The 14674-nt window shown below is 67.1% G+C and carries 14 protein-coding genes; 10 read left to right on the plus strand and 4 right to left on the minus strand.

Going from position 1 to position 14674, the window contains the following annotated elements:
- Positions 1 to 27 precede the first annotated feature (27 nt).
- From F1D05_RS38300 to F1D05_RS38340, 9 genes are all read left to right on the plus strand, one after another.
- On the plus strand, positions 28 to 699 hold the full coding sequence (locus tag F1D05_RS38300; RefSeq protein WP_185445078.1) for a hypothetical protein: 672 nt from the start codon (positions 28 to 30) through the stop codon (positions 697 to 699).
- On the plus strand, positions 696 to 1364 hold the full coding sequence (locus F1D05_RS38305) for an ABC transporter ATP-binding protein (RefSeq protein WP_206686001.1): 669 nt from the start codon (positions 696 to 698) through the stop codon (positions 1362 to 1364). The genes F1D05_RS38300 and F1D05_RS38305 overlap by 4 nt, the downstream gene beginning before the upstream one ends.
- Positions 1361 to 2032: an ABC transporter ATP-binding protein gene (locus tag F1D05_RS38310; protein WP_185445080.1), complete on the plus strand. Its 672-nt coding sequence runs from the start codon at positions 1361 to 1363 to the stop codon at positions 2030 to 2032. Before F1D05_RS38305 ends, F1D05_RS38310 begins: the two co-directional genes overlap by 4 nt.
- Positions 2029 to 4689, plus strand: coding sequence for an FtsX-like permease family protein (locus F1D05_RS38315; RefSeq protein ID WP_185445081.1), 2661 nt, complete (start codon positions 2029 to 2031; stop codon positions 4687 to 4689). Before F1D05_RS38310 ends, F1D05_RS38315 begins: the two co-directional genes overlap by 4 nt.
- Positions 4690 to 4729: 40 nt before the next feature.
- Positions 4730 to 5458, plus strand: coding sequence for a response regulator transcription factor (locus tag F1D05_RS38320; RefSeq protein WP_219732984.1), 729 nt, complete (start codon positions 4730 to 4732; stop codon positions 5456 to 5458).
- A 129-nt stretch (positions 5459 to 5587) separates the two neighbouring features.
- Entirely contained in the window at positions 5588 to 6517 is a 930-nt protein-coding gene (locus F1D05_RS38325) for an ABC transporter ATP-binding protein (RefSeq protein WP_185445082.1), read from the plus strand.
- A 38-nt stretch (positions 6518 to 6555) separates the two neighbouring features.
- On the plus strand, positions 6556 to 7362 hold the full coding sequence (locus tag F1D05_RS38330) for an ABC transporter permease (RefSeq protein WP_206686002.1): 807 nt from the start codon (positions 6556 to 6558) through the stop codon (positions 7360 to 7362).
- Between the two features lie 135 nt (positions 7363 to 7497).
- Positions 7498 to 8730, plus strand: coding sequence for a sensor histidine kinase (locus F1D05_RS38335; RefSeq protein ID WP_185445084.1), 1233 nt, complete (start codon positions 7498 to 7500; stop codon positions 8728 to 8730).
- Entirely contained in the window at positions 8727 to 9410 is a 684-nt protein-coding gene (locus tag F1D05_RS38340) for a response regulator (RefSeq protein WP_185445085.1), read from the plus strand. Before F1D05_RS38335 ends, F1D05_RS38340 begins: the two co-directional genes overlap by 4 nt.
- 300 nt (positions 9411 to 9710) lie before the next feature.
- On the opposite strand, the gene F1D05_RS38345 is transcribed toward F1D05_RS38340, so the two are convergent.
- Positions 9711 to 10748 (minus strand): hypothetical protein, encoded by a 1038-nt coding sequence (locus F1D05_RS38345; RefSeq protein ID WP_185445086.1) that lies wholly within the window; start codon positions 10746 to 10748, stop codon positions 9711 to 9713.
- A 204-nt stretch (positions 10749 to 10952) separates the two neighbouring features.
- Here F1D05_RS38345 and F1D05_RS38350 point away from each other — a divergent pair, with 204 nt between their 5' ends.
- On the plus strand, positions 10953 to 12359 hold the full coding sequence (locus F1D05_RS38350) for a sensor histidine kinase (RefSeq protein ID WP_185445087.1): 1407 nt from the start codon (positions 10953 to 10955) through the stop codon (positions 12357 to 12359).
- Here the strand turns inward: F1D05_RS38350 and F1D05_RS38355 are convergent.
- From F1D05_RS38355 to F1D05_RS38365, 3 genes are read right to left on the minus strand one after another with little or no spacing between them, the layout of a single operon-like run.
- Positions 12322 to 13020, minus strand: a complete 699-nt coding sequence (locus tag F1D05_RS38355) for a phosphatase PAP2 family protein (protein WP_185445088.1) — start codon at positions 13018 to 13020, stop codon at positions 12322 to 12324. The two genes, F1D05_RS38350 and F1D05_RS38355, sit on opposite strands and share 38 nt — an antisense overlap.
- Position 13021: 1 nt before the next feature.
- Positions 13022 to 13699, minus strand: a complete 678-nt coding sequence (locus F1D05_RS38360; RefSeq protein WP_185445089.1) for a response regulator transcription factor — start codon at positions 13697 to 13699, stop codon at positions 13022 to 13024.
- 58 nt (positions 13700 to 13757) lie between these two features.
- Positions 13758 to 14567, minus strand: coding sequence for a PIG-L deacetylase family protein (locus F1D05_RS38365; RefSeq protein ID WP_185445090.1), 810 nt, complete (start codon positions 14565 to 14567; stop codon positions 13758 to 13760).
- Positions 14568 to 14674 lie beyond the last annotated feature (107 nt).

Below are 14674 nucleotides of genomic sequence, written 5' to 3' on the forward strand. Positions count from 1 at the left end.
CCGACGTCCGTGACCAGGAGAGTGTCCATGAAGCTATGGCGTCAATTCGCGCTACCCCTCACTGTGGTGGCTCTGACCGCCGCGGGCTGCAGCGGTGGTGGCGGGTCGGGGGGCTCGGCCCCCTCGAGCACGGCCACCACGCCGAGCAGTCTGCCTAGTACTACGTCGACCCCGTCGGCCGGCCCCGAGAAGCCGTCCGTGACGCCGCCAGGCCCCGCAGCCACCGAGTCGAATCCGCCAGGTGACATTCCGGACAATCAGGCTTTCGTGACCTTCCGACCCGCGACCGGTGGGTTCTCGGTCAAGGTTCCGGAAGGCTGGGCCCGCAGTATTGCGGGCCCTGCCACCGCCTTCACCGACAAGCTGAACCGGATCCAGGTGCAAGCCACCGCCACGTCGGCCCCGCTGACCGCTCAGACCGTACCGAGCCGGTTGGTGCCGCAATTGCAGCGGCAAGTACCCCGGTTCGCGATGGGCAAGGTGAGCGAGGTCTCCCGCGCCGCCGGCCAAGCCGTCCTCGTGACCTACCAAGGCGATTCCAGCCAGGACCCTGTCACCGGCAAGGTCGTGCGGGACGCGTTCGAGCTCTACCTGTTCCACCAAGGCAATCGGGAACTCGCGCTGACCCTGTCCGGACCGACGAACGCCGACAACGTGGATCCCTGGAAGATCGTGTCCGACTCGGTGAGGTGGCAGTGATCTCCACCGAAGTGTTGCGGTGCGACGACCTTTACCGCTTCTTCCGTGCCGGTGACGAAGAGACGCTCGCACTGCGGGGAGTGAGCCTTCGGGTCGGCCGGGGCGAGACGGTTGCGGTGGCCGGCCCGTCCGGTTCGGGGAAGTCCACCTTGCTGAGCTGTCTGGCCGGATTGGATGAGCCGGCCGGGGGAGCGGTCACGATCGGCGGCGAGCAGATCAGCCACCGGCCCGAGAGCCGGCGGGCCCGGATCCGTAGCCGGCGGCTCGGCATCCTCCTCCAGTCGGGCAATCTGCTGGCTCACCTGAATGTTCGTGACAACATCCGGCTGGCTCAGGCTGCGGCCGGCCGCCCCTCCGAGCAAGCACCGGAGGAACTGCTTGACCAAGTCGGTCTGTCGGGCCGCGCTCGGGCGGTGGCGACGGAGCTGTCCGGCGGCGAGCTGGCCCGAGCTGGACTGGCGGTTGCTCTGAGCAACAAACCCGACGTGTTGCTGGCAGACGAACCGACCGGTGAACTCGACGGCGCGACCGAGCAGATCGTCCTGGACCTGATCCGCACCCGGGCGGAATTCGGCCAAGGGGTCCTGGTCGTCACCCACAGCGCGGTCGTGATGCGGATCGCCGATCGGGTGATCCGGTTGCAGGACGGAAGGATCGTGGGATGAGTCTGGTGCGGTGCGTCGACGTGGCCCGGACCTTCGGGCAAGGAGATCGGGCCGTCGTCGCGGTCCATGGCTGCAGTTGCGAGGTCGCTGCGAGCGCACGGATCGCCATCACGGGTTCGTCGGGGTCGGGGAAGTCGACGCTGTTGCATCTGCTCGCCGGTCTCGAGGTACCGACGAGCGGGACTGTGAGCTGGCCCGAATTCGGTACGAGCCTGGCGGAGCGGGGACGCGACATCGCCGTGGTGTTCCAGGGGCCAAGCCTGTTGCCTGCGCTCGACGTACTCGAGAACGCCATGATGGCTGCGGTGTTGACCGGCATCGACGAAGCGGAGGCCGTCGTACGGGGTCTGGCGGCGTTGCAGGCTGTCGGCATATCGGACCTGTCGAATCAGTTGCCTGAGACGTTGTCGGGAGGACAGGCCCAGCGGGTGGCGGTAGCCAGAGCGCTCACCTCACGGCCAAGGTTGCTGTTGGCGGATGAGCCGACCGGCCAGTTGGACGGGGTGACCGGCCGGCACGTGATGGATGTGCTGCTCGCAGCCGCTGATGAGCTCGGCGCGGCTCTGGTCGTCAGCACACACGATCCTGCGATCGCTGCTCGGCTGGCCGAGCAGTGGGAGATGCGCGACGGCCGGCTATTCGTTCCTGTCCGTGGGGGTGCCGCGTGATCGCGCTGTGGATGCGGGGCCTGATCCGGTATCGGGGCGGCCGCCTACTCGCCACGGCCGTCGGAGTCTCCTTGTCGGTCGCCTTGATCGCTGCGCTAGGTGCGTTCCTGACTGCCTCGAAGGCGACGATGACGACACGTGCCGCGTCCTCGGTCGCGATCGACTGGCAGGTCGAGGTCCAATCCGGCGGTGACCCGGCGTCGGTTCTCGCTGCGACTCGTGCCGCGCCCGGCGTGGGTGCAGCAGAGGAGGTCGCCTTCGGCCGTAGTACTGGATTCGAGGCGACCACCGGGGGCTCTACCCAGACCACGGGGCCAGGTGTCGTCCTCGGGTTGCCGGCCGGATATCGAGCCGGCTTTCCAGGCGAGATCCGGACCCTGACGGGCGGGTCCGACGGGGTACTGCTGGCCCAGCAGACGGCGGCCAATCTGCACGCGGCACCTGGCGACTCGATCTCCATCGGCCGGCCGGGGCTGACGCCTGTCACCGTCAAGGTGGACGGCGTCATCGATCTGCCGCAAGCGGATTCCCTGTTCCAGAAGGTCGGGGCACCCCCGCAGTCCCAGCCGTCGGCCCCGCCCGACAACGTGCTCCTGCTGCCAAGGCAGCAATTCGACCAGCTACTAGGCCCGGTGACGGCCAACGATCCGGAGGCGGTGAAGACCCAGATCCACGTACGGCGTACTGCGGTGCTGCCACCGGACCCGGCGAGTGCCTACACGGCGGTCGTCGGCGCGGCGCACAACCTCGAAGCAGCACTCGCAGGGGCTGGACTGGTCGGTGACAATCTCGGTGCTGCCTTGGATGCGGCGCGGGGCGACGCGTCGTACGCGCAGATCTTGTTCCTGTTCCTCGGCGTGCCTGGAGCAGTACTGGCGGCACTACTGACTGCCGCTCTCGCAGGCTCGGGAGCGATCCGGCGGCGCCGGGAGCAAGCTCTGCTGAGAGTGCGAGGGTTGGCAGCAGGGCAGGTCACGCGCCTGGCGGCACTGGAGGCGGGCCTCGTCGGAGTCGGCGGCGGCGTGCTCGGCCTGGTGATCGCCGCGGTGGTTGGTCGGGTGGCTTTCGGGACCGCGTCGTTCGGGGCCAACGGTGGGGCCGCGCTGCTGTGGTTCGCGATCGCGTTCGTCGTGGGGTTGTTGGTCGCCGCCGCGACGGTGTTGATCCCAGCAGTGCGCGATCTGTCGATGACCACGATCAATCAAGCCAGGCAGCAGATCGGGCGGCTGCGGTCGCCGCAGTGGATGCGATTCGGACTGGACTTCATCCTGCTGGTCGTCTCGCTGCTGGTGTTCCGGGCCTCGAGTAACAACAACTACTCACTCGTACTCGCGCCCGAAGGCGTGCCGACCATCTCGGTCTCGTACTGGGCGTTCTTCGGGCCCGCTCTGCTCTGGGTGGGCGGGGCGCTTCTACTTTGGCGACTTACCTCCGTTGCGTTGTCCCGCGGCCGCGGAGCACTCACCAGCCTGGTTCGTCCCCTGACCGGCACGCTGGCGACGACGACCGCGGCGAGCATGTCCCGGCAACGCCGCCCGCTGATCAGGTCGGTGGTGCTACTCGCGCTCGCCGTGTCGTTCGCGGTCTCCACGGCCACCTTCAACGCGACGTACAAGCAGCAGGCCGAGGCCGACGCGCTGCTGACCAACGGTGCGGATGTCACAGTCACCGAGTCGCCAGGAGTGGTCGTCGGGCCGGAGGCAGGAGATCGACTTGCCGCGACCCCCGGAGTACGGAAGGTGGAGCCGATCCAGCATCGGTTCGCCTATGTCGGTTCGGACCTGCAGGACCTGTACGGCGTACGGCCGGCGTCGATCGCCGCTGCGACCGCACTGCAGGACGCGTACTTCGTCGGCGGCACAACCCAGCAGTTGATGGGCACCTTGGCCAAGCAGCCGGACGCGATCCTGGTCAGCGACGAGACGGTGAAGGACTTCCAGCTCGCGCCGGGCGACCTGCTCCGGCTCCGCCTGCAGGACAGCCGTACCAAAGCGTTCAGGGAGGTGGCGTTCCACTACGCAGGGGTGGTGAAGGAGTTCCCCACGGCTCCGCATGACAGCTTCTTCGTGGCGAATGCTGACTATGTCGCCAAAGCCACTGGCAGTAACGCTGTCGGGGCATTCCTGTTAGACACCGGCGGAGGCGGGCAGCAGGCGGTCGCAGCGGCAGTCCGGCATCAACTGGGAGCATCGGCCAAGGTCACCGACCTGACCCAGAGCCGGTCGCAGATCGGTTCCAGCCTGACCTCGGTCGACCTCGCCGGGCTGACCAGATTCGAGCTAGCCTTCGCTGTGCTGATCGCGGCGGGTGCCGGTGGGCTGGTGCTGGCTCTCGGGCTGGCCGAGCGGCGACGGGCATTCGCGATCGCGGCCGTACTGGGCGCCGGCCGGCGTCAACTCCGTGGCTTGGTTCTGAGCGAGGCGATCGTCGTCACCATCGGCGGATTGGCAGGAGGTGCTCTGCTCGCCTGGGCGCTCACCCGGATGCTGGTGAAGGTTCTCACCGGTGTCTTCGACCCGCCTCCTTCGGTGATCGCCGTACCGTGGCCTTATCTGAGCGTCACTGTGGCGGTTGCTGTGGCAGCGATCCTGGCCGGAGCGCTGCTGAGCGCCGTAGGCTCGACCAGGCCGCCGGTGGAGGAGCTGCGGGAACTCTGACTCAGGGGTTTCTCAGCGCCGCGGGACTAGTTTCAGCAAGGTGAGAGCCAGGACGGATCTGGGCGTGGCCGTCGTCATCGAGGACGACGAGACGATCGGCCGATTGCTCGATCGTGCCCTCCGAGGCAACGGCTACCGATCCTCCTGGTTTCGCACCGGCCACTCCGGTCTGGCCGGGGCACGCAGCGAGCACGCCGAGATCGTCCTGCTGGACCTCGGCCTGCCCGACGTGGACGGTGTCGAGCTCGCCAGGCGATTGCGCTCGGAGCTCCCTGATCTCCTGCTCATCATGCTGACCGCACGGGGTGACGAGATCGACATCGTCTCCGGACTCGACGCCGGCGCCGACGACTATCTGGTGAAGCCGTTCAGCCTCACCGTGTTGCTTGCCCGACTGCGGGCACATCTACGCCGGCGACCGAGCCTGGAGGCTGGTCTGCCGGTGACGATCGCCGACCTGACCCTGGACCCTGCGGCTCGCCGGTGCAGCGTCGCGGGCAGTGAGGTTTCGCTGCGGCCGAAGGAGTACGAGCTGCTCGAGATCCTCGTACTGAGTTCGGGCTCGGCGTTGTCCCGTGAGGATCTGATGGCCCGGGTCTGGGACGAGAACTGGTTCGGATCGACCAAGACGCTGGACGTCACCATCGCGTCCCTGCGCCGACGTTTACAAGTCGCCGGTGACCGTCACGGCCCGGCCCGCTTGCCGACTCTGTCGACGCTACGCGGCCATGGCTACCGGCTGGACCCCCCGGACGACCGCGAGCAGTGAGTGGTACCACGGTACGACGGGGCTTCGGGAAATCAGTCGCTGGTACCACGGGTAGGCGGCCGCGTCCTCATAGCGTGGATCACGAGGCAGCCGGGGGATCCGGTCGCCCGTAGGCGGAGGAACGGCGCGATGATCGAGGCACAGCAATTGACCAAGCGGTACGGCGAGACGACGGCGGTGGATCGGCTCGACTTCACCGTCAAGCCAGGAACCGTGACCGGATTCCTCGGTCCCAACGGAGCCGGCAAGTCGACGACGATGAGGATGATCATCGGGCTGGACAGTCCGAGCGCCGGGACGGTCACCGTCAACGGGCGCCGCTATCGCGAACACACCGCGCCGTTGCAGGAAGTCGGCGCGCTGCTTGAGGCGAAGACCATCCACCCCGGTCGCTCGGCGTTCGACCATCTGATGGCGCAGGCCTACACACACGGCATTCCGCGTCGTCGGGTGGACGAGGTGATCGAGATGACCGGCATCCAGTCCGTGGCCAGGAAGCGCGCCGGTGCCTTCTCACTCGGCATGGGCCAACGGCTCGGGATCGCGGCAGCGCTGCTCGGCGACCCCGCCACCGTGATGCTGGACGAGCCAGTCAACGGACTGGATCCCGAAGGCGTGTTGTGGATCCGGAACCTTCTCATCGGCCTGGCCGCTGAAGGCCGCACGGTGTTCGTGTCGTCGCACCTGATGACCGAGATGGCGCTGGTAGCTGACCACCTGATCGTCGTTGGCCGTGGCCGGCTGCTGGCCGACACCACGGTCGAAGAGCTGGTCCGCCAGACCGACGGCAGCGCGGTGACCGTTGCGACCGCCGACCCGGCCCGGCTGCGGGAGATCCTGGTTGGTCCTGGCATAGAGATCACCGGGCAGACAGGTTCTGAGGAACTGCAGGTGACCGGCCTGACGACACGAGCGATCGGGCTCAAGGCCGCGGAGGCAGGCATCGCGTTGTTCGAGTTGACCGCGAAGAGGGTCTCGCTGGAGGAGGCCTTCATGGAGCTCACGAAGGATTCGGTCGAATACCACGGCACCACCGAGATCACCAGGAGCGCGGCATGAGCGTCACTACTTCTGTCCGTCCGCCTTCAGAAGGTGGCGTGGCTGCAACGCGACCGCGGTACCGGGTGACCGGCCGGCGGATCTTGCGCAGCGAGTGGTCGAAGCTGTGGTCGCTTCGCTCGACCTGGATCACGTTGACGCTGGCGCTGTTGTTCGTGGTGGCTTTCGGGATCATCGCAGCGGCGCGGTACAAGAGTAGCGTCACGTCTGGACGCCAGTTGGATCCCGACTTCGCCGACGCGACCGCACTCAGCCTGTCGCTGTTCGGCGTACCGATCGCCCAACTGGCACTGGGTGTGTTGGGAGTGCTGGTCACTGCCGGCGAATACTCCACCGGCACCATTCGGTCCACCTTGGCGGCCGTTCCCCGACGGCTTCCTGTGCTCTGGTCGAAGTCGTTCGTGTTCGGGTTGGTCGCACTGGTCCTCAGTCTGGTCGGTGTGGTCGTCACCTTCCTGATCGGCAGCAACATCGTCTCCGGCACCCAAGCCGCGTTGACCTTCTCGAGTACCGGCGTACTACGCGGTCTCCTGGGCGCGGCCCTCTATCTGGGGCTGGTCGGGGTGATCGGTGCGGCCTTGGGAGTTCTGCTGCGATCGGTGGCCGGTGGTATTTCGATTCTGGTGGCGGGCCTGATGCTGATTCCCGGCCTGATCTCACTGCTTCCGAAGGCATGGCACCAAGCCGTTGAGCCCTACCTGCCGAGCGTCGCCGGGCAGTCGATGTTCGACCTGCATCACCAGGCGCACACGCCGACGCCGGCGGTCGGCCTGCTGGTTTTCGTCGCCTGGACCGCCCTTGCGCTGGCCGGAGCAGCTTGGCGTCTTGCCAGCAAGGACGCCTGACGATTTCCGCCCGTGGAACACAATGGAGAGGTGACAGCTGTGAGCGCCAACGCGACGCCCGCTGCGGGACCCTCTGCGGGTGTGCCGCCGGCCGCTGAGCTGGATCCACTCTGGAGACATCCGCTGATACTTCGGATGAGCGGCATCGGGCAGCGACTGCGGGAGGCTGATGCCCGACATCCGTTGGTGCTGGACACCGCCATCGTGGCGGTTGCGTTCGTGCTGTTCTGCCTGCCTGACCTGGTCGGCGGCGACGGCGGTCCGAGGGAGCTCGATCACGCCTTCGCGCCGTTGCCGCCGGCCGGGATGCTGGTTCTGCAGGCTGGACTGATCTTGCCGCTGCTCTGGCGGCGGCGGGCGCCATTTGTTGCTTTCGCCGTGATCGCGCTGGTGGTGTTGATCCAGTGGTCGCAAAGCGCGTGGCTACGTGCAGATATCGCCCTGCTCATCGCCCTGTACAGCTTGACGTTGCATGGCCAGCTGCGCAGCATGTTTGTTGCCGCCGGCATCGTCGTGCTCGTTCTGGTGGTGGTGGCGGTCCGGCTGTCGGCTGTGGTCTCGGCAGGGGAAGGCGTGTTCTTCCTGGTCTGTGCTGTTACCGCGGCCACCGCACTCGGCCTGGTGGTGCGCATTCGGCGTTCTCAGCTCGCCGGGCTTCGAGAGCGAGCGGCTCGGCTTGAGATCGAGCGCGACCAGCGCGCCAAGCTGGCCGCCGCCGGCGAGCGCACCCGGGTGGCTCGCGAAATGCACGACATCGTCGGCCACAACCTGTCAGTCATGATCACGCTTGCCGACGGCGGTGCCTATGCCGCTGGGGCTACTCCCGAGCGTGCGACCGAAGCACTCGGGCTGATCGGCGACACGGGGCGTCAGGCGATGGGGGAGTTGCGCCGGATGCTCGGAGCACTGCGTGAGCACAACGATGCACCGGAGCTGAGTCCGCAACCGAACATCGCCGACATCGACAACCTGTGCCGCCGCACCCGGGCGGCCGGACCGTCGATCGTCTATCGCACGACCGGCGACGTGGACGCGATGGACCGGGGCATCCAGCTCACGGCGTACCGGATCGTGCAGGAAGCGCTGACGAACACCTTGAAACACGCCGGTCCGCAGACGCAGGCCGAGGTGTGGGTCAACGTCGCGGAGAGCCGGCTACAGATCCGTGTGCAGGACTCCGGCCCGCCAGGCGGTCCGGCGGAACCGTCGGCCGGCGAGGGTCACGGACTGGTCGGTATGAAAGAACGTGCGGCCATGTACGGCGGGTCTGTGCTTGCGGGGCCGTTGCCCGGCGGGGGCGGGGGCTGGACCCTGGAAGCGGAGCTCGATCTAGATCCATCCACCAACCCACTCGAAGGTGACCGATGATCACGGTGCTCATCGTCGATGACCAACCTCTGCAGCGTTTCGGCTTCCGGATGCTGCTGGAGTCTGTTCCCGACACACTGGTCGCGGGTGAGGCCGCGACTGGCTCCGAGGCCGTACGCCAGGCAGCCGACCTTCGTCCCGACGTGGTGCTGATGGACGTCCGGATGCCCGGAATGGACGGCATCGAGGCGACCCGTCGCATCGTGGCCAACGGTGGCCGCTCGCGGGTGCTCGTGCTGACGACCTTCGATCTCGACGAGTACGCCCACGCCGCGCTGCGAGTGGGAGCCAGCGGCTTCCTCCTCAAGGATGCCCGGCCCGAAGAGCTGCTCGCGGGCATCCGCGCGGTCGCGGCGGGGGACGCGATCATCGCGCCGGCCCTCACCCGGCGTCTGCTGGATGCCTACGTTCACCATCTTCCCGGCCGCACTCGCGATCCGCAGGTCAGCCCGGAGTTGCGCAGCCTGACCGACCGCGAACGCGAGATCCTGGTCGCTGTCGGCCGCGGTTGGACCAATGCCGAGATCGCGGAGCGCCTGACATTGTCGGAATCCACCGTCAAGACCCACGTCGGCCGCGTGCTGGCCAAGATCGGCGCCCGAGACCGGATCCAGGCCGTCATCCTTGCTTACGACCTCGAACTCACCCGCCCCAACACCAGCAGCGCCCTCGATCGCTGAGGCCGTCCCGCCCGCCGCCACCGCAGGGGATAGCGGTAACGGCGGGCTCGGGACGCCTGTCAGCCGCGTTGCCGGCGGTTCAGTCAGCAGCGCTGCTGTGGGGTTCCATCCAGGCTGTCCCTTATTTTCAGTCTGGCGGTCGCTTGCTGAGCAGACGCTGTGAGCCCGCGCGACTGGTTGAAGAGCTTCTCGCCCCCGCGGGTGCCGCGGGTGACGCCGCCGGGCAGGCGAAGGCCGATCAAGTCCTCTCCTCGAGCCGCCGTACTGTCTGATGCGCCTACTGGCTCGGCCGGAAGCGGGTCAACCCAGTTGGCGGGCGAGTGGTCCGCCGGACAGTGACCTGCGGGCCGCCCTCTTGGCGGCCGGAGAGGAGTCCAGGCGCGTCTCGCCCACCGGGTCGAAGTTGGTTTCGTTCCAGTAGACAAGTGCTCTGATCTGCGGACGTCTCAGCAGACCGGTCCGGATCCCGGCCAGCAGGCTCGCTTTCGACGGCGTGTTCTTCACCTGTTCGTCGATGCCACACTCGCCGAGCATGAGCGGCTTGGACGGGTGGGCCGCAAGAGCCCAGCTGTAGAAGCCGGGCCAGCGGGGAAGCGCCGGGTCGCGACGGTCGACCGCTGAGGCCAGATCAGTCCAGTAATGCGGCGGATCGCCGAAGATGTAGGGGTCCTCGGCGATCCAGTCGACCACGTCGTCGCCGGGGTACAGAGTCTCGAACCAGGGCATGGATCCCCACTTCGCGGAGCCCGTGTAATTCATCACGAACACCGCGTTGGTCACGCCGTCGTGCCGAAGCCGGAGGACTACATGGCGGTACATTCCCTTGTAGTCCGTCGCATTCATCCCTGATCCCGGTGCCGGGTCGACCTCGTCCTCGGGTTCGTGGTGGATGGCGAGGTAGAACTTCTCGGGAAAGTTCTTCTTCAGATAGGCCGCTTCGACATCGATCGCGGCGTCCACAGTCTTGTCGCCCGCGGCGACCTGGGCCCAGGTCCTGTCCATCTCAGGTTTCCAGTTGAGCAGTAGCAGCCGCTTCCTGCCAGGCTCTCGGGCCCGCTGGATCATCTCGGCGTCCGGGAAGAGGTCGGGACTGGAGTTGTAGTAGTGGGCGATGTCCACCGTCCGGCCGATGGTCTTCTCGAAGGAGGTCAAGGCGTCGTCCCAGGATTCGTCACCGAGTGGGTTCGTGGCCGCTCCGAAAAGGACGCCGCACGACGGAACCAGCAAGTCCGACACAAGGCAGGCGCCGGGCGTACTGGACTCACTCGGGTTGGCAGGCACCACCGGCTTGGTCTGATCGGACCCACGGTTGTTGATCGCGGTCACGGCGAGAATCACGGCCACGACTGTCGCGAGCACCGCAGCCGCCACTACTGGCCGCCATTTCCCCCCGGTGCTCCCCGGATGACTTGTCCCCATCTGCTCAGTGTGCGCCTGTTTTGCTGAGTGGTTGCTGAGAACGATTCGTCGATTCCGAAGGTGTTCGGTGATCGTTGGATCGGCTGGCACTATGAGTGAAAGCGACCTACTGGAGGTGCGCGGATGACCGTTACCGGACGGATTGTCACGGCGATGCGGCGGTCCGGCGTTCGCGGACGGTCAACGGCTGCCGCGGTGGTGGTGGTTGCCGTCGCCCTCGCTGTCGGCGCGGCGGTGCTGCTTCTGCTCCTCCAGCGCGCGTTGATCGCCAATGTCGCCGACCAGGCCACGTCGCGCGCCTTCGATGTAGCCAACCAGGTCGCCGAGGAGGGGGAGAGCGGTCTGGATCGGGAGTTGGTCGAGAACACCCGCCCGAGCCACCTGATCCAGGTGATCAACCAGCAGGGCAAGGTCGTGGCCAGTTCGTCGCCGCGGGCCGCCGACACTCCGTTGAGCACTCTGCGACCGGAGCTCGATCAGTCGGTGCGCGACGAGGTCGGCCGAATGCCATTGGTGGACGACGACAACCCCTACCTGATTGTTGCCAGGGGCACCGAGTCGGGGAATGTGCGCTACACGATCGTGGTTGCCTCGTCGATCGAGACCCAGCGAGACACGGTCGCCACCGTCGCTTCGTACCTCCTGGTGGGGTATCCGCTGCTGATCCTGCTGGTTGGCGGGGCGACCTGGGTGCTCGTCGGCCGGGCGTTGCGGCCGGTCGAGAGGATCCGGTCCCGGGTGCACGGCATCGGGATCGAGCAGCTTGCCGACCGGGTGCCGGTGCCACCCACAGAGGACGAGATCGCCCGGCTGGCCGTCACGATGAACGAGATGCTGGACCGGCTTCAATCGGGACAAGAGACTCAGCGCCGCTTCGTCGCTGACGCGAGCCACGAGCTGCGGTCGCCGATCGCCAGCTTGATGGCCGCGCTCGAGGTCCTTGGTGCCGACAGGACGGGCGAGGCCGCACCCGAGCTGCATGCGGTCATGCAGGCAGAGACCGAGCGGATGCGACGCCTGGTGGAGGACCTGTTGTTGCTTGCGAAGACCGATGACACCGGCCTGCAGGTGCAGCGGACGGATGTCGACCTCGACGATCTCGTGGGCGCCGAGCTGCGCCGGCTGCGGGCCTCCGGTGGGCCCGCCGTCGAGGGCGTCGTGCCGGCGGTCCGGATTTCCGGTGATGCCGCCAAGTTGAGCCAGGTCATTCGCAACCTTGCTGACAACGCGGTGCACGCGGCCAAGGGCAAGGTCCGCCTCACCCTCTCTGAGCAGGGCGGTCTTGCGACAGTGCGGGTCGAGGACGACGGTGAGGGTATTCCCGAGTCCGAGCGGGACCGGGTGTTCGAGCGATTCGTCCGGTTGGACGACAGCCGCGCCCGCGGCAGCGGCGGGTCCGGGCTGGGTCTGGCCATCGTCCGGGAGGTGGTCCGCGGTCACGGCGGCACAGTCGAGGTGACGGATTCGCCACTTGGGGGTGCCTGTCTGACGGTCAGTCTGCCGAAGGCAGCTGCGGCAACCACTTCGTGAGTCGAGTGACGGTGGCGACGATCGCGAGCCAGGTGACGGCGATCGTCCAGCCGGCGAGTACGTCGGTCGCCCAGTGGTAGCCGAGGTAGATCCGGCTCAGGCCGATCCCGATGCTCAGCAGAACGGCCGCAGTCGCTACGACCACTCTGGCGGTGGCGAAATGCAGACCGGACCACAGAAGTCCCGCGATCATGCCGAAGAAGACCGTCGAGTTCAGCGTATGGCCGGACGGGAAGGCGAAGCCGGTGTCGACAGCACCGAGGACGTAGCTGATGCCGGGTCGCTGACGTTCCACCGCGGCCTTGAGTCCGTAGGTCAGAGCCGCCGAGCCGGCCATGGCGAATAGCAGCAGGGTGGGTGCTCGCCAGGACCTGGTCCACCGATAGGCGAGGGCAGCTGCCACGAGGATCAGCACGATGAGGACCGGAACGTCACCGATGAACGTGAGTGCTCGCGCCAGTGTGGTCAGTGGAGCGGTCCTGATGGCGACGACGTCTTTGGTGAACTCCGGGTCGAACGCCGCCAGCCCATCGGCCTCGGTGGCGCTGTCGGCGAGAGCGATCGTCCCTAGCGTACCGATGGCTGCGACCGCCGCGCCGGCCACCGGCAAGGTGCGCCGAGTGGCGGCCGACCGGCGCGGTCGCTGTTGCGTCAGGCTCATTTCAGCCACCTTCGGCGTCGAGTCGGTAGCCCATGCCGCGGACGGTCTCGATGGCGTGCCGGTCGAAGGGAGCGTCGAGCTTCAGGCGCAGGTAGCGGATGTAGACCTCGACGACGTTCGGGTCGCCGTCGAAGGCCGGATCCCAGACGTTCTCCAGGATCTCGATCTTGCTGACAGTGTCGCCGCGATGCCGCATCAGGAACTCGAGCAGCCCGTATTCGCGTGGTGTCAGGACCACCTCTTGACCCGCGCGTTCGACCCTTCGCCGGGCCGGGTCCAGGGTGAGATCGCCCGCCACCAGGATGACGGGCCGCTCAGGTCCTCCCCGCCGGACGAGGGCCCGCAGTCTGGCGACCAGGACGAGGAAGCTGAACGGCTTGGTCAGGTAGTCGTCGGCGCCGAGGTCGAAGGCATCGGTCTGGTCGTGTTCGCCGTCCTTGGCCGTGAGCATCAGGACCGGGGTCCAGACGCCTCGGGCGCGAAGCTGTTCGAGGACCTTGTACCCGTTCAGCTTGGGCAGCATGATGTCCAGCACGATCACGTCGTAGCTGTTCTCTGTCGCCGCCCAGAGGCCGTCCTCGCCGTTGTGCACCACCTCGACCACGTACCCGGCGTCGGCCAGCCCGCGGCGGACCGTGTCGGCCAGCCGGACCTCGTCCTCCACCATCAGTACCTTCATGAAACCAGTGTCGCGGCTGACCGCTGAGAATCCGCTGAGTGCCGGGCACACCCGTGGATCAGCGAGTTGACCGCAGGCTTGCGAACAGATCGTCCACAGGTGGTCCGGCCGGGCGGCCGAGCTCGACGAACCACTCCCGGCCGAGGACCCGCCGGAACAACCATGGCGGCAGTCTCAGCAGCAACGAAAGCGTTCTCGCCCCGTCGTCGGAGCTGGCCTGGCTCGCGTGTGCCTCGAAGGCACAGCGTTTGGCGTCGGCGTAGTCCCGTACGTCGATCCGATGCGTGATGGCTTCGCTGGCGGAGTAGGCGTCGTCGTAGTCGGCAGCGTGGACGTCGGGCAGGACCCCCGGGATCAGCTCGACGAGCTGGATCAGCCGACGGATCAGCGCCCGGTCGATCGTTGCTTCCAGTACCAGACGGGTACCTGCGAGCCTCGCGGCGTACAAGCCCGCAGTGTGTACCTGGCGGTGATCGGGATGGCCGTAGCCGCCGGCCGGATCGTAGATCGTCAGTACATCTGCCTGTTCCTCCCGAAGGAGTTTCGCCAGCGGGGCGGCGGCATCCGCCACCGGCAGACGACTGAAACTGCCCTCTGGTGCGCTTTCGGTTCGCGACCAGCCCGAGTCAGGGAGACCGAAGCGGACTACCCGCGCGCATCCGAGCGCCGTGGCAGAGGCTTCGAGTTCCTCTCGTCGGCGCTCGGCCAGATCAGCGCGGTACGACGACGACGCGGCCCCCGCCTCGCCGTCGGTGGCCACTGCCAGTACGACCCGGTGCCCCTCGGCCGAGGCTCGGGCAAGGGTTCCGCCCATGAGCAGCGCTTCGTCGTCGGGATGCGCGTGGAACGACACCAGGGTGAAGGGCACCTGTCGAGGATCGCACGACTGGCCGATGCGTTCGAACCGCTCTCAGCGGCCTCTCAGCGACTTCCTTCCACGATGGTCGGAAACTTCCTCACTTGGAACAGGACTCC

The organism is Kribbella qitaiheensis (assembly GCF_014217565.1).
Lineage (GTDB): Bacteria > Actinomycetota > Actinomycetes > Propionibacteriales > Kribbellaceae > Kribbella > Kribbella qitaiheensis_A.